15 protein-coding genes and 1 pseudogene are annotated in these 13,925 nt (G+C 64.4%); 4 read left to right on the top strand and 12 right to left on the bottom strand.

The genetic code is table 11. The features are described from left to right. From nuoF to cysD, 11 genes and pseudogenes are all read right to left on the bottom strand, one after another. Nucleotides 1-1,341: an NADH-quinone oxidoreductase subunit NuoF gene (gene nuoF / locus GGR43_RS02940; RefSeq protein WP_188070459.1), complete on the bottom strand. Its 1,341-nt coding sequence runs from the start codon at nucleotides 1,339-1,341 to the stop codon at nucleotides 1-3. Then, entirely contained in the window at nucleotides 1,341-2,006 is a 666-nt protein-coding gene (gene nuoE, locus GGR43_RS02935; RefSeq protein WP_188070458.1) for an NADH-quinone oxidoreductase subunit NuoE, read from the bottom strand. The genes nuoF and nuoE overlap by 1 nt, the downstream gene beginning before the upstream one ends. Beyond that, entirely contained in the window at nucleotides 2,006-2,365 is a 360-nt protein-coding gene (locus GGR43_RS02930; protein ID WP_246343304.1) for a nuclear transport factor 2 family protein, read from the bottom strand. The genes nuoE and GGR43_RS02930 overlap by 1 nt, the downstream gene beginning before the upstream one ends. Then, nucleotides 2,362-3,624 carry an NADH-quinone oxidoreductase subunit D gene (locus GGR43_RS02925; RefSeq protein ID WP_246343303.1) on the bottom strand — a complete coding sequence of 421 codons (1,263 nt, stop codon included), beginning with the start codon at nucleotides 3,622-3,624 and terminating at the stop codon, nucleotides 2,362-2,364. The genes GGR43_RS02930 and GGR43_RS02925 overlap by 4 nt, the downstream gene beginning before the upstream one ends. A 20-nt stretch (nucleotides 3,625-3,644) precedes the next feature. Beyond that, nucleotides 3,645-4,256, bottom strand: a pseudogene (locus GGR43_RS02920) (NADH-quinone oxidoreductase subunit C); the annotation flags it as partial. A 12-nt stretch (nucleotides 4,257-4,268) separates the two neighbouring features. Then, nucleotides 4,269-4,823 carry a NuoB/complex I 20 kDa subunit family protein gene (locus GGR43_RS02915; RefSeq protein WP_188070456.1) on the bottom strand — a complete coding sequence of 185 codons (555 nt, stop codon included), beginning with the start codon at nucleotides 4,821-4,823 and terminating at the stop codon, nucleotides 4,269-4,271. Then, a complete protein-coding gene (ndhC, locus tag GGR43_RS02910; protein ID WP_188070455.1) occupies nucleotides 4,814-5,188 on the bottom strand; it encodes an NADH-quinone oxidoreductase subunit A in 375 nt (124 codons plus the stop codon). The genes GGR43_RS02915 and ndhC overlap by 10 nt, the downstream gene beginning before the upstream one ends. Before the next feature lie 121 nt (nucleotides 5,189-5,309). Further along, on the bottom strand, nucleotides 5,310-6,089 hold the full coding sequence (locus tag GGR43_RS02905; protein WP_188070454.1) for a sulfite exporter TauE/SafE family protein: 780 nt from the start codon (nucleotides 6,087-6,089) through the stop codon (nucleotides 5,310-5,312). Then, a complete protein-coding gene (locus GGR43_RS02900; RefSeq protein ID WP_246343302.1) occupies nucleotides 6,089-6,889 on the bottom strand; it encodes a 3'(2'),5'-bisphosphate nucleotidase CysQ in 801 nt (266 codons plus the stop codon). Before GGR43_RS02900 ends, GGR43_RS02905 begins: the two co-directional genes overlap by 1 nt. Continuing rightward, complete coding sequence (gene cysN, locus GGR43_RS02895) at nucleotides 6,886-8,799, bottom strand: sulfate adenylyltransferase subunit CysN (protein WP_188070453.1); 1,914 nt, start codon at nucleotides 8,797-8,799, stop codon at nucleotides 6,886-6,888. Before cysN ends, GGR43_RS02900 begins: the two co-directional genes overlap by 4 nt. 209 nt (nucleotides 8,800-9,008) lie before the next feature. Beyond that, on the bottom strand, nucleotides 9,009-9,932 hold the full coding sequence (gene cysD, locus GGR43_RS02890) for a sulfate adenylyltransferase subunit CysD (RefSeq protein ID WP_188070452.1): 924 nt from the start codon (nucleotides 9,930-9,932) through the stop codon (nucleotides 9,009-9,011). A 72-nt stretch (nucleotides 9,933-10,004) separates the two neighbouring features. Here cysD and GGR43_RS02885 point away from each other — a divergent pair, with 72 nt between their 5' ends. The 4 genes from GGR43_RS02885 (at nucleotide 10,005) to GGR43_RS02870 (ending at nucleotide 12,799) form a co-directional block, all read left to right on the top strand. Further along, entirely contained in the window at nucleotides 10,005-11,096 is a 1,092-nt protein-coding gene (locus tag GGR43_RS02885) for a helix-turn-helix transcriptional regulator (protein ID WP_188070451.1), read from the top strand. A gap of 141 nt (nucleotides 11,097-11,237) precedes the next feature. Further along, entirely contained in the window at nucleotides 11,238-11,408 is a 171-nt protein-coding gene (locus GGR43_RS02880; RefSeq protein WP_188070450.1) for a (2Fe-2S)-binding protein, read from the top strand. 124 nt (nucleotides 11,409-11,532) lie between these two features. Beyond that, nucleotides 11,533-12,018 (top strand): bacterioferritin, encoded by a 486-nt coding sequence (gene bfr, locus GGR43_RS02875; RefSeq protein WP_188070449.1) that lies wholly within the window; start codon nucleotides 11,533-11,535, stop codon nucleotides 12,016-12,018. A gap of 112 nt (nucleotides 12,019-12,130) precedes the next feature. Further along, the gene (locus GGR43_RS02870) at nucleotides 12,131-12,799 is read left to right on the top strand and encodes a glutathione S-transferase family protein (RefSeq protein WP_188070448.1); all 669 of its coding nucleotides are present in this window, start codon (nucleotides 12,131-12,133) and stop codon (nucleotides 12,797-12,799) included. A 303-nt stretch (nucleotides 12,800-13,102) separates the two neighbouring features. Here the strand turns inward: GGR43_RS02870 and GGR43_RS02865 are convergent, their stop codons facing one another. Beyond that, entirely contained in the window at nucleotides 13,103-13,915 is an 813-nt protein-coding gene (locus GGR43_RS02865; protein ID WP_188070447.1) for an inositol monophosphatase family protein, read from the bottom strand. Nucleotides 13,916-13,925 lie beyond the last annotated feature (10 nt).

Here is a 13,925-nt window from a genome sequence, read left to right as displayed (position 1 = left end):
TTATTCCGCAGCCTCCATTATCGGTGCGCCGCCCCTGTTTTCCGCGATCCGCCGCTCGATTTCCGGACGGAAATGGCGGATCAGGCCCTGGATCGGCCAGGCCGCCGCGTCGCCCAGCGCGCAGATGGTGTGCCCCTCGACCTGCTTCGTCACCTCGAACAGCATGTCGATTTCCGAAGGATCGGCGTCGCCGGTGCGCAGCCGTTCCATCACGCGCCACATCCAGCCCGTGCCTTCGCGGCAGGGCGTGCACTGGCCGCAGCTTTCATGCTTGTAGAAATAGCTGATGCGGCTGATCGCGCGGACGATATCGGTGGACTTGTCCATCACGATGACCGCCGCCGTGCCGAGGCCGGAGCCCAGCGCGCGCAGGCCGTCAAAGTCCATCGGCGCGTCCATGATCTGCTCGGCGGGGACCAGCGGCACCGAGGAGCCGCCCGGAATGACCGCGAGCAGATTGTCCCAGCCGCCGCGAATGCCGCCGCAATGGCGATCGATCAGTTCGCGGAAGGGAATGCCCATGCTTTCCTCGACCACGGCGGGCTTGTTCACATGTCCGCTGATCTGGAACAGCTTGGTGCCCTTGTTGTTCTCCCGCCCGAAGCCGGAGAACCACGACGCGCCCCGGCGCAGGATGGTCGGCGCGACGGCGATCGATTCCACATTGTTCACCGTGGTCGGGCAGCCATAGAGGCCCGCGCCCGCCGGGAAAGGCGGCTTCAGGCGCGGCTGGCCCTTCTTGCCCTCGATGCTCTCGATCTGCGCGGTTTCCTCGCCGCAGATATAGGCGCCCGCGCCGCGATGGACGAACACGTCGAAATCATAGCCGGAGCCGCAGGCGTTCTTGCCGATGAAGCCCTTTTCATAGGCCTGCTCAACGGCGGCGAAGAGCACCTTCGCCTCATAGATGAACTCGCCGCGAATATAGATATAGGCGGCGCGCGCGCGCATCGCGAAGCCGGCGACCAGCGCGCCCTCGATCAGCTTGTGCGGATCGTGGCGGATGATCTCGCGGTCCTTGCACGAACCGGGCTCTGACTCGTCGGCGTTGATGACGAGGAAGCTGGGGCGGCCGTCCTTGCTTTCCTTGGGCATGAAGCTCCACTTCATGCCGGTCGGGAAACCCGCGCCGCCGCGCCCGCGCAGGCCGGACGCCTTCATCTCCTCGATGATCGCGTCCTGGCCCTTCTCCAGCAGCGCCTTGGTGTTGTCCCAGTCGCCGCGCTTCATCGCCGCGTCTATGCCCCAGTCCTGGAAGCCGTAGAGGTTGGTGAAGATGCGGTCCTTGTCGTCCAGCGGCCCTACGAACGGAGCCGGGGCCGGTGCGGGTGCGTCGCTCATTACCACTGCCCCCTGTAATCGTGATTTTCGCTGACCATTTCCTTGAGCGTGGTCGGCCCGCCTTCGGGGCAGCTGGTCTGCCGGTCGATTTGCGGCCCGACCCTGGGCTGCTTGCCCGACGCCAGATCCTCAAGGATCGCGGTCATGCTGTCATAGGTCAGGTCTTCGAAATTATCGTCGTTGATCTGCACCATCGGCGCGTTGGTGCAGGCGCCGAGGCACTCCACCTCGGTCAGCGTGAAGAGGCCGTCGGGCGTGGTGTGGCCCTTGACCAGCCCCTTGTTCCGGCATGCGGCCAGCACATCGTCCGACCCGCGCAGCATGCAGGGCGTGGTGCCGCAGACCTGCACATGATAGCGGCCGACCGGCGCCAGATTGTACATGGTGTAGAAGGTCGCGACCTCGTAGGCGCGCATATAGGGCATGTCGAGCTGGTCGGCGACATATTCGATCACCGGCACCGGCAGCCAGCCCTGGGTCTGCGTTTCCGCGCCGACCTGCCGCTGGGCGAGGTCGAGCAGCGGCATCACCGCCGACTGCTGGCGCCCTTCGGGATAGCGGGCGATCACCTTCTTCGCCTGCTCGGCATTTTCCGGCGTCCACTGGAACCCGCCCCAGCGGGCGCGGACCTCGGCTTCATCGGGAATTTGCGGTGCGTCAGCCATCAGCGAATGAACTCCACGCGAGAAACCTTCTCGCCCTCGAAACTATAGACGGCGATCACGTCGAAGCCCGGCGTCGGCTCGCTATCGCCCTTCTTCACGCCGCGCGTGACTCGCTCATGCAGCACGACATAATCGGGGAACGCATGGCGGCCGACGATCTCGACGCGGTTTTCGGGAAAATCGGCGAACATCGCGTTCAGCCCCGCGCGCGTGCCTTCCTTGCCCTCGCGCACCACCGCACCGCGATATCCCGCCTCGCAGGCGTCGTCCGTCATGTAGGTCACATATTTGTCGGCGTCCTGCGCGTTATAGGCGGCGATCATCGCCTCCGCCGTCGCCAGACGATCTGCTGCGCTCATCGGTCGCACTCCCCGAACACGATATCCATGGCGCCCAGCACGGCGGTGACGTCCGCCAGCATGTGGCCCTTCATCAGGAAATCCATCGCCTGAAGGTGGGAAAAGGCGGTCGGGCGGATCTTGCAGCGATAGGGCTTGTTGCTGCCGTCGCTGACCAGATAGACGCCGAACTCGCCCTTCGGGCTTTCGGTGGCGACATAGACCTCGCCCGCCGGAACGTGGAAGCCCTCGGTGTAGAGCTTGAAGTGATGAATGAGCGCTTCCATGCTACTCTTCATCTCGGCGCGCCTGGGCGGCACCACCTTGCGGTCGAGCGAGGCGATCGGCCCTTCCGGCATCTGCTGAAGGCATTGCTTCATGATGCGGGCGGACTGGCGCACCTCTTCGACGCGGACCATGAAGCGGTCGTAGCAGTCGTAATTGGTGCCGACCGGAACGTCGAATTCCATCCGGTCGTAGACGTCATAGGGCTGCGCCTTGCGGATATCCCAGGCGATGCCGGAGCCGCGGATCATCGGGCCGGAAAAGCCCCAGCGCAGCGCGTCTTCCTTCGACACCACGGCGATGTCGACATTGCGCTGCTTGAAGATGCGGTTGTCGGCGACGAGGCTGATCGCATCCTCGAACAGGCGCGGCAGGCGGGTGTCGAGCCATTCGCCGATGTCGGTCAGCAGCTTGAGCGGCACGTCCTGATGGACGCCGCCGGGGCGGAACCAGGCGCTGTGCATGCGCGCGCCGGACGCGCGCTCGAAGAAGTTGAGGCAATCCTCGCGGATTTCGAACAGCCACAGGTTCGGCGTCATCGCGCCGACGTCCATCACATGGCTGCCAAGGTTCAGCATGTGGTTGCAGATGCGCGTCAGCTCCGCGAAGAACACGCGCAGATATTGCGCGCGCAGCGGCACTTCGAGGTTCAGCAGCTTCTCGATCGCCAGCACATAGCTGTGCTCCATGCCGAGCGGCGAGCAATAGTCGAGCCGGTCGAAATAGGGGAGCGCCTGCAAATAGGTCTTGTGCTCGATCAGCTTTTCGGTGCCGCGATGCAGCAGGCCAATATGCGGGTCGCAGCGCTCGACGATCTCGCCGTCCATTTCCATGACGAGGCGCAACACGCCGTGCGCGGCGGGATGCTGCGGACCGAAATTGACGGTATAATTCTCGATGCCGTCAATGTCGGAACCCGCGCCGTTGCCGACCGTCACCGTGCGCTTGCCGCTCGCGGCGGCCTTTCCGGCCTGTTCAAGAGTCTCGGCGCTCATGCCTTTTTCTCCGAGGCGTTCTCCGAAGCCTTTTCGTCGCCCGGAAGCACATATTGCGCGCCTTCCCACGGGCTCATGAAGTCGAAATTGCGGAAATCCTGCGCCAGCTTCACCGGCTCGTAGACGACGCGCTTGTCCTCTTCCGAATAGCGCAGCTCGACATAGCCGGTGAGCGGGAAGTCCTTGCGCTGCGGATAGCCGGAAAAGCCGTAATCGGTGAGGATACGGCGCAGGTCTTCATTGCCGGAGAAGATGACGCCGTACATGTCGTACACCTCGCGCTCCAGCCAGCCCGCGACCGGCCAGATCGCGGTGACGGACGGCACCGGGGTCGCCTCGTCGGTGCTGACCTTCACCCGCACACGATGGTTCCGCGTGACCGAGAGGAGATGATAGACGACCTCGAACCGCTCCGCGCGGTCGAGATAATCGACGCCGGCGATCTCCATCAGCTGCTGATAGGCGGCTTCGTCGCGCAGCTTCACCATCACCCGCTCGATCGACTCGCGGGCGACGATCAGCGTGATCTCGTCATGCGCCTCGACCAGCGCAATCAGATCGGCGCCGACCAGCGCGCGCAGTTCGTCCGCGATGCCTTCGGGATTGACGACGGCAGGAGCATTATGACCCATGACGCGTCCTCCTTACCGCTCGACCGTGCCGATGCGGCGGATCTTCCGCTGCAACTGCATCACGCCGTAGAGCAGCGCCTCGGCGGTCGGGGGGCAGCCCGGCACGTAGATGTCGACCGGCACCACCCGGTCGCAGCCGCGCACGACACTGTAGCTGTAATGATAATAGCCGCCGCCATTGGCGCAGCTGCCCATCGAGATGACATATTTGGGCTCGCTCATCTGGTCGTAGACCTTGCGCAGCGCCGGGGCCATCTTGTTGCACAGCGTGCCCGCGACGATCATCACGTCGCTCTGGCGCGGGGACGCGCGCGGGGCGGCGCCGAAGCGCTCCATGTCGTAGCGGGGCATGTTCACATGGATCATCTCGACCGCGCAGCAGGCGAGGCCGAAGGTCATCCACCACAGCGAGCCGGTGCGGGCCCACTGGAACAGCTCTTCCGTCGAGGTGACAAGGAAGCCCTTGTTGCCCACCTCATCGGAAAGGGATTTGAAAAAGTCGGGGTCGGGCTGCGTACCGGGCGCGGGCACCCGGCCGGTCGCGGGCCGCTCTAGCTCTACTCCCAATCCAGTGCTCCCTTCTTCCACGCATAGATGAGGCCGAGGACAAGCTCGCCGATAAACACCATCATCGTCGCCCACCCGGTCCAGCCGATCTGTTCCAGGCTGACCGCCCAGGGGAACAGGAACGCCGCCTCCAGATCGAAGATGATGAAGAGAATCGCGACCAGATAGAATCGAACGTCAAACTGGTTGCGGGGATCCTCGAACGCCGGAAAGCCGCATTCATATTCGCTGAGCTTTTCCGGATCCGGCTTGTGCGCCCCGGTCAGGCGGCCGACGATCATCGGCAGGAACACGAAGGCGCTGGACAGGATCAGCGCGATGGCCAGAAATAGGAGGATCGGCAGATATTGGGCGAGGTCGACCAAGTTCATCCCCTGCGACACGAGTGTGGGTGTTTACCGGGGCGCTTTAGGCCCGCTGCACATGCGAAGCAAGGGGGTGGACCCATGAGAATGACTCGCAATTGGCGAGTTCGCGCGGGCGCGCTCAACCCAGCAGGCGGATGCCCGACAAAAGCAGCATCGCGGCCAGCGCGGTGCGCAAATAAGCGGGGTTAATCATGCCGGTAAGGCGGGAACCGATGACGATGCCCGGAATCGAGCCGAGCAGCAGCGAGCCCAGCAGCATCAGGTCGACATGGCCCATCCAGAAATGGCCCAGCCCGGCCAGCAACGTCAGCGGCACGGCATGGACGATATCGGTGCCGACCACCTTCCCCGGCGTCATGCGTAGCGGGTAGAGCATCACCAGCATCGTCGCCCCCAGCGCGCCCGCGCCCACGGAGGTCAGCGTCACCACCGCGCCGAGAACCACCCCGGCCAGCACCGTCATCGCGGGCAGGATGCGCCGCAGGAACGCAATATGCGCGCCTTCCAGGCACAGCGCCACGTCGCGCACCCTCTTCTGCATCAGGGTGACGGCGGCGGTGACGATCAATATGCCGCCCAGCACCTGCACGATCAGGCCGCCCTTCACCTGCGGCATGTGGGACGAGGACAGATAATAAAGCGTCAGCCCGGCCGCGGGCAGACTGCCGATACAGAGGCGTCGGACGATCTGCCAGTCGGCATGCCCCTGCCCGTGATGCACCGTGCCGCCGACCATCTTGGTGATGCCGGCGAACCAGAGATCCGTTCCCACCGCCGTCGTCGGCGCGACGCCCAGCAGCAGGATCATCAGCGGCGCCATCAGCGATCCGCCCCCTACCCCGGTCAATCCCACCATGATCCCGACGATGAACCCGCAAACCGGATGCAGGAAATCCATCAGGCGGCAATCTCCGCGAGGAGATCGAGGATGGGGCCGGCATGTTCCTTGCGGCAGATGAGCAGGTCCGGCATCGAGACGTCGCGCTGGTTGTAGACGAGCGGCGAGCCGTCGATGCGGGAGGCGTGGAGGCCGTGGGCAAGAGCGACGGCGGCGGGCGCGCAGCTGTCCCATTCATACTGGCCGCCGGAATGGAGGTAGATATCGGCCTCTCCGCGCAGGATCGCCATCGCCTTGGCGCCGGCCGAGCCCATGGGGACAAGCTTCGCGCCCAGCTTGCCCGCGACCGCCAGCGCCTCGGCGGCGGGGCGGGTGCGGCTCACCACCATGCGCGGCGGCGTTCCGGCGGGCGGCAGCGGCGCAACCCGGTCGGAGCGCAGCACCGCGCCGCCGCCCGTGCCGTCCGCGTTCAGCCCCGGCAGCGCCACCGCGCCGAGGACGGGCACGCCGTCGATCGCAAGACCGACATGCACCGCCCAGTCGGGTCGCCCCTCCCCATATTCGCGCGTGCCATCGACCGGATCGACGATCCATACCCGGCGCTTGGCCAGGCGCGCGGGCGTGTCCTTGCTCTCCTCGGAAAGAAGGCCGTCGTCGGGCCGCAATTCGCGCAGCGCGTGGACGAGGAACTGGTTGGCGGTCTGGTCTCCCGCCTTGCCGAGCGACTTTTCCGCAAACACGCCCGCCTCCCGCACCGCGAGCAGGATGCGCCCGGCATGATGCGCCAGATGGGCGGCCAGTTCCGCGTCGGTCAGCGCGGCGGGATCGAACGCGTCCCCGCTCAAGGCCGCCCCGCTCAAGGGATCAGCCTCGCGACGATCGCCTCGGCGGCTTCCTCGGCGCTCATGCCGGTGGTGTCGATGCGGATCTCCGGGTTCTCCGGCGCCTCATAGGGGCTGTCGATGCCGGTGAAGTTCTTCAGTTCCCCGGCCCGCGCCTTCTTGTACAGGCCCTTGACGTCGCGCGCCTCAGCCTCGGCCAGCGGCGTGTCGATGAAGATCTCGACGAACTCGCCCGGCCGCATCATCTGCCGCACCATGTCCCGCTCCGAGCGGAAGGGCGAGATGAAGGCGGTGATGACGATCAGCCCCGCATCGGTCATCAGCTTCGCCACCTCGCCGACGCGGCGGATATTCTCCACCCGGTCGGCGTCGGTGAAGCCGAGGTCGCGGTTGAGGCCGTGGCGCACATTGTCGCCGTCGAGCAGGAAGGTGTGCCGGTTCATCCGCGCCAGCTTCTTTTCCACCAGATTGGCGATGGTGGATTTGCCCGCGCCCGACAGCCCGGTGAACCACAGCACAGCGGGCTGCTGGTTCTTGAGCGCGGCATGATGCTCGCGGCCGATGTCGGTCGGCTGCCAGTGCACATTCTGCGCGCGGCGAAGCGAGAAGTGCAGCATGCCCGCCGCGACGGTCGCATTGCTGATCTTGTCGATCAGGATGAAGCCGCCCAGCGCGCGATTGTCGGCATAGGGCTCGAACACCACCGGCTTGTCGGTCGACAGGTTGGCGACGCCGATCGCGTTCAAGTCCAGCGTCTTGGCCGCCAGATGCTCCATCGTGTTGACGTTGACCTGATATTTGGGCGCCTGCACGCTCGCCGACACGGTCTGCGTGCCGATCTTCAGCCAATAGGAACGGCCCGGCAGCATCTCCTCATCGGCCATCCACACGATGGTCGCCTCGAACTGGTCGGCGGCCTGCGGCGGACTGTCGGCGATCGCGATCACGTCGCCGCGCGAGCAGTCGATCTCGTCGGCGAAGCACAAGGTCACCGACTGGCCCGCGACGGCCTCGTCCAGATCGCCATCCAGCGTGACGATGCGGCTGATCGTGCTGGTCTTGCCCGAGGGCAGCACACGGATCGCGTCGCCCGGCTTCACCGTGCCGGTCGCGATCAGCCCGGAAAAGCCCCGGAAGTCGAGATTGGGGCGGTTGACCCATTGCACCGGCATGCGGAAGGGCCTGGCCCGGTCCGCGGCCTGATCGACCTCGACCGTCTCCAGATGCTCGATCAGCGAGGGACCCTTATACCAGGGCGTATTGTCGGAAGGCCCGGTGATATTGTCGCCCTTGAAACCGGAAATCGGGATGGCGAGGAAATGGGTGATGCCGATCTCGCTCGCAAAGGCGCGATAGGTCATCACGATGCGGTTGAACACCGCCTGGTCGTAGCCGACCAGATCCATCTTGTTCACCGCCAGCACGATGTTGCGGATGCCCAGCAGATGGCAGAGATAGCTGTGCCGCCGCGTCTGGGTGAGGATGCCCTTGCGCGCGTCGACGAGGATCACCGCCAGATCGGCGGTGGACGCGCCCGTCACCATGTTGCGGGTATACTGCTCGTGCCCCGGCGTGTCGGCGACGATGAACTTGCGCTTTTCCGTGGTGAAGAAGCGATAGGCGACGTCGATGGTGATCCCCTGCTCGCGCTCGGCGGCGAGGCCGTCGACCAGCAGCGCGAAATCGATCTCCTGTCCCTGCGTGCCCACGCGCTTGCTGTCCGCTTCCAGCGCGGCCAGTTGATCCTCGAAGATCATCTTGCTGTCGTAGAGCAGCCGGCCGATCAGCGTCGACTTGCCGTCGTCCACGCTGCCGCAGGTGATGAAGCGCAGCATCGACTTGTGCTGGTGCACGTCGAGATAACGGTCGATATCCTCCGCGATCAGCGCGTCGGTCTTGTAAATGGGTTCGTCGGTGACATCAGTCATTGGCTTGATCCTTCCCTGCGGGCAGGGCTGTGATTATCGGTTCGCGCGGAGACGCGGAGGCGCGGAGAAGGTGGAACGGGCCGAAGGCCCCCCGATCCACTCCGACCTTGCGTCCGGGGAAGCTGCCTGTCTGACAGCGTGGCTTCGCCACGGGCGCGTGCACTCCGCGTCTCCGCGTCTCCGCGTGAAAACCCGGCCCGGCGCCACCATCAGAAATACCCTTCCTGCTTCTTCTTCTCCATGCCCGCGCCGCCCGCGTCCTTGTCGATCGCGCGGCCCTGCCGTTCGGAGGTGGTGGTCAGCAGCGTTTCCTGAATGACCTCGGAAAGAGTGCTCGCCTTGCTCTCCACCGCGCCGGTCAGCGGATAGCAGCCCAGCGTGCGGAAGCGGATCGAGCGCATCACCGGCTCCTCGCCGGGCTTCAGCGGGAAGCGCTCGTCATCGACCATCAGCAGCATGCCGTCGCGCTCCACCGTCGGGCGTTCCTCCGCGAAATAGAGCGGCACGATCGGCACGTCGTTGAGCTGGATATATTGCCAGATGTCGAGCTCGGTCCAGTTGCTGATCGGAAAGACGCGGATGCTCTCGCCCTTGTTCTTCTTCGCATTATAGAGGTTCCACAGCTCCGGCCGCTGGTTCTTCGGGTCCCAGCTATGGGAGGCCGTGCGGAACGAGAAGATGCGCTCCTTCGCCCGGCTCTTTTCCTCGTCGCGCCGCGCGCCGCCGAACGCCGCATCGAAGCCGTAGAGGTCGAGCGCCTGCTTCAGCCCCTCGGTCTTCCACATGTCGGTGTGCAACGCGCCATGGTCGAACGGGTTGATCCCCCGCTCCTGCGCCTCCGGGTTGTGATAGACCAGCAGCTCCATGCCGCTTTCCTTCGCCATCCGGTCGCGCAGCTCGTACATCGCGCGGAATTTCCACGTCGTGTCGACATGGAGCAGCGGAAAGGGCGGCGGCGAGGGATAGAAGGCCTTGCGCGCCAGATGCAGCATCACCGCGCTGTCCTTGCCCACGCTGTAGAGCATAACGGGACGCTCGGCCTCCGCCACGACCTCGCGCATGATGTGAATGCTCTCGGCCTCCAGGCGCTCAAGATGGGTAAGTGTTTTCGCGTCTGCCATCGTCTCTTCCATTTTTCTTGCGGCGGGGATGACAGAAGGCCGACAGGGCTGGAACTCCCATATGGGAGTATGTATATCAGCCGCATGCGACTGGACGACGGCGACCTCCTGACCTCCCTTTACGAAGGCATGTTCGAGCAGCCCTTGTGGCAGAGCTTCCTCGAAAAGCTCCGTGCAAGGACCGGCGCATCCTACGCAACCCTTATTTTCCGCCCGATCGACGACCAGAACAGCTTCGTCGAGCTCTACGCCGGAAAGCGCCCGCCGGAACATCTGCGGCAGCTTTTCTTCGAAAAATTCGAGCGCGATCCCCTGCCCCATCGGCAGATGCGCGAAGGCAGAGTTTATGCGCTGACAGAATTGCTTGACCCCGACAATGCGACGCAGCAGGCGTTTTACGAGGAACTGCTGGTGCCGTCGGGCATGCGCTATCTGCGCACCATGCGCATTACCGAACCGAACGGCGTCACCGCCTGGCTCAGCATCGCCTCCGACCGGGATTTCAGCGCCGCCATCGCCGCGCGCCTCGCGGTGCTGGCGCCCCATGTCCGCATCGCGCTGCGCAGCTTCGTCGCGCTGGAACGGGAACGCTTCCGCTCCGCCGTGACGTCGCGGGCGATACGCAACCTGAATTTCGGCTGGCTGACGCTCGACGCGCAATGCCGGATCGTCGACAGCGACGAGCATGCGGAACGGCTGCTGGAACGATCGGGCATATTGAAACGCGGCCGCTACAACCGGCTGACCCCCGCCCTTCCCGCCATCGACCGGGAAATCGCCGAGCTTGTCCGCTCCTTCGCGCGCGGGGAAGGGGGTCGCCCGAAGGCCATCAACATCAATCGCGATCCGTGGATGGACATTTTGGTCGCCCCGTTCAGCGAGCGCTCCGTCTCCACCAACTATACGCCGGTCGCCATTCTCTATCTGCGCGGGGACAGCCAGTCGAACGTCGATCGCTACGAGCAGCTTGTCGACCTGTTCGGCCTGCTGCCCAGCGAAGCGCGACTCGCCTGGGCGATGGCGCAGGGCCTCAGCATCGCGGAAGCGGCGAAGGAACTGGGCCTGTCGGTCGAGACGGCGCGCAACTATTCCAAGAAAATCTACGCCAAAACCGGCGCGCGCGGACAGGCGGAGCTGGTGCGCACCCTGCTGACGAGCGTGCTGGCGCTCGCCTGACCCGCCCCGCGATTCGCGCGCCCTTCCTGCATGCAGGCGGCCTTTCTTATTGCGAACGAATCGCTTTTCTTTTCGCAACAAAGAGGCTATTGATATTGATTATCACAACTCGAATCATGCCCGGCAGAGGATTGAAGGCAGATGTTGGTTTGCGTTTGTAACGGAATACGGGAAAAAGACTTTCGGGCCGCCGTGCGCGAGGGGGCTTCCACCCCCTGCTCCGCCTATAATCGCATCGGCCATCGCCCCAAGTGCGGACAATGCGTCTCCTTTGCAAAAACCATTATTGCCGATGAACGGGTGAGCGCCTGATACAGGTCTATTGCGAAATATTATCACAATAGACTTGAGAATTACTATAAATCATTATCCCGCTTAACATTCCCATGTTGCGGGCTATACTAGGGTTTTGCAATCCCATTCGGAGCCAAAACCCATGAAAGGCGATGCCAAGGTCATCGAATTGTTGAACGAGGCGCTCAAGAACGAGCTGACCGCGATCAACCAATATTTCCTCCACTATCGCATGCTCGAACATTGGGGCGTGCAGAAGCTCGCGAAATTCGAATATGGCGAATCGATCGACGAGATGAAGCATGCCGACAAGCTCGCGCAGCGCATCCTGTTCCTCGACGGCATCCCGAACTTCCAGCTTCTCGGCCGGCTGAAGATCGGCGAAACCGTCGAGGAGATATTGAAGGCCGACCTCGAGCTGGAAATGGAAGCCCTGCCGGTGCTGCGCGAAGGCATCGCCTATTGCGAGAGCATCCGCGATTATGTGACCCGCGACCTGTTCAACCATATCCTCGAAAGCGAGGAAGAGCATGTCGACATGATCGAGACCCAGTTCGAACTGATCGAGCGGATCGGCATCCAAAACTATATCCAGCTCAATTCCGAATCCGCGAAGGAGCAGGACTGACCTTCCTCTCTCCGCGCCCTCTGCCTTCGCAGCACCGGGCGCGGGAGGGAGAGGAGAAAAAGGGGAAGCCGCTCAAGCCGACCCCGCCGGACCGCAGCCAGAAAGGCGCCCCATGCCACCGGCCCCACCAACGCTCTACGCCCATCCTTTCTCCTCCTATTGCCAGAAGGTTCTGGTCGCCTTGTGGGAAAAGGATATCGCCTTCACCTATCGCCATCTGGAGGAGCCGGGCGCTGCCGAGGAACTGGCGCGGCTCTGGCCGGTGAAGCGCTTTCCCGTGCTGGTGGACGGCACGGGCCGCGTTGTCGCGGAATCGAGCATCATCATCGAATATCTCGACACCCCGCATCCCGGCGAACCGCGCCTGCTGCCTCAGGAGGCGGAGGCCGCGCTGGAAGCGCGCTTCATGGACCGCTTCTTCGACAATCATGTGATGACGCCGATGCAGAAGCCCGTCTTCGCCGCGCTGCGCGGCGACCCGGCCCGCACCGAGGAAGCGCTGGGGGAAGCGCGCGAGGCGCTCGGCACCGCCTATGCGTGGTTGGAGGAAAGGCTGCGCGGCAGGCCATGGGCGGCCGGGGAAGCCTTCACCATGGCCGATTGCTCCGCCGCGCCGTCGCTCTTCTATGCCGACTGGGTGCACCGGATCGACGACGAGGCCTTTCCCCGACTGCGCGCCTATCGCTCCCGCCTGCTGGAGCGGCCATCCTTCGCGAGGGCGGTGGAGGAAGCGCGTCCCTATCGGACCTATTTCCCCCTCGGCGCGCCCGACCGCGATTGAGAATACCTGGTTGACCCGTCCAGCACTGCCCAGAATGCCGAAGAGCAGGAATGGGGAGGATGCCAGCCTGCGCTGGCATGATGCGGCAGAATAGCGGGTTTGGGTGGGAAACTGACATAGCTTCAACCGTCATGCTGAACTTGGTTAGCTGCGCTGGCCTTCGGCTCAGCATCCATCAAGCCCCACACTCCTCCGTTCAATTCGGTGAAATGGACCCTGAAACAAGTTCAGGGTGACGATGAAGGCTAAGGTCAGCTTCTGGCCCGAAGCAGCCGCCCGGCGAGTCCCGTGAAGGACAATCGCCTAGCGCAGCGCGCCCGCGACCAGCTTGTGCAATTTCGAATGGATGCCGTCATTGGCGGCGATTACCTCGCGCCGTTCGATCGGCTGGTCGCCGCCCCGGAAATCGGTGACGAAGCCGCCCGCCTCGCGCACCAGCAATATGCCCGCCGCGACGTCCCAGGGCTGCAGCCCGCTTTCCCAGAAGCCGTCATAGCGCCCGGCGGCGACATGGGCGAGGTCCAGCGAGGCCGCGCCGAAGCGGCGGATGCCCGCTACGCTCGGCGCCACCGCGCCGAAGATCCGCGTCCATTGGGGCAGGTCGCCATGGCCGAGGAACGGGATGCCGGTCGCGATCAGCGCATCGCCGAGGTCGCGCCGCGCCGACACGCGCAGGCGCTGGTCGTGCCGCCACGCCCCGCGCGACCGCTCCGCCCAATAGCTCTCGTCAGTGACCGGCTGATAGATGAGGCCGGTCGAAACCTCGCGCCGTCCGTTGGGCAGCGGCTCCTCCACCGCGATGGAGATCGCGAAATGCGGGATGCCGTGGAGGAAATTGGTCGTGCCGTCGAGCGGGTCGATGATCCAGCGCGGCTTGGTCGGGTCGCCGGGAATCTCGCCGCCTTCCTCAAGCAGGAAGCCCCAGTCCGGACGCGCCTTGCGCAGCTCGTCGAACAGCGTCCGTTCCGCCTGCTGGTCGGCCTTGGACACGAAGTCCGCCGGTCCCTTGCGGCTGACCTGAAGATGCTCGACCTCGCCGAAGTCGCGGCGCAGCTTGGCCCCGGCCTTGCGCGCGGCGCGTTCCATGACGGTGAGCAAGCCCGAATGCGAAACCATTATTCTTCTC

Origin of the sequence: Sphingobium jiangsuense (genome assembly GCF_014196495.1) — a bacterium.
GTDB lineage: Bacteria > Pseudomonadota > Alphaproteobacteria > Sphingomonadales > Sphingomonadaceae > Sphingobium > Sphingobium jiangsuense.
The sequence above is the reverse complement of the archived record's forward strand: the minus strand, read 5'-3'. Positions and strand labels throughout refer to the sequence as shown.

Excerpts from the sequence above, each read along its gene's own strand:
- GGR43_RS02925 (WP_246343303.1), bottom strand. The coding sequence starts at position 3,624 with ATGAGCGCCGAGACTCTTGAACAGGCCGGAAAGGCCGCCGCGAGCGGC.
- cysN (WP_188070453.1), bottom strand. The coding sequence starts at position 8,799 with ATGACTGATGTCACCGACGAACCCATTTACAAGACCGACGCGCTGATC.
- cysD (WP_188070452.1), bottom strand. The coding sequence starts at position 9,932 with ATGGAAGAGACGATGGCAGACGCGAAAACACTTACCCATCTTGAGCGC.
- bfr (WP_188070449.1), top strand. The coding sequence starts at position 11,533 with ATGAAAGGCGATGCCAAGGTCATCGAATTGTTGAACGAGGCGCTCAAG.
- GGR43_RS02870 (WP_188070448.1), top strand. The coding sequence starts at position 12,131 with ATGCCACCGGCCCCACCAACGCTCTACGCCCATCCTTTCTCCTCCTAT.
- GGR43_RS02905 (WP_188070454.1), bottom strand. The coding sequence starts at position 6,089 with ATGGATTTCCTGCATCCGGTTTGCGGGTTCATCGTCGGGATCATGGTG.
- GGR43_RS02930 (WP_246343304.1), bottom strand. The coding sequence starts at position 2,365 with ATGAGCGCAGCAGATCGTCTGGCGACGGCGGAGGCGATGATCGCCGCC.
- nuoE (WP_188070458.1), bottom strand. The coding sequence starts at position 2,006 with ATGGCTGACGCACCGCAAATTCCCGATGAAGCCGAGGTCCGCGCCCGC.
- GGR43_RS02880 (WP_188070450.1), top strand. The coding sequence starts at position 11,238 with ATGTTGGTTTGCGTTTGTAACGGAATACGGGAAAAAGACTTTCGGGCC.
- GGR43_RS02865 (WP_188070447.1), bottom strand. The coding sequence starts at position 13,915 with ATGGTTTCGCATTCGGGCTTGCTCACCGTCATGGAACGCGCCGCGCGC.
- nuoF (WP_188070459.1), bottom strand. The coding sequence starts at position 1,341 with ATGAGCGACGCACCCGCACCGGCCCCGGCTCCGTTCGTAGGGCCGCTG.
- GGR43_RS02885 (WP_188070451.1), top strand. The coding sequence starts at position 10,005 with ATGCGACTGGACGACGGCGACCTCCTGACCTCCCTTTACGAAGGCATG.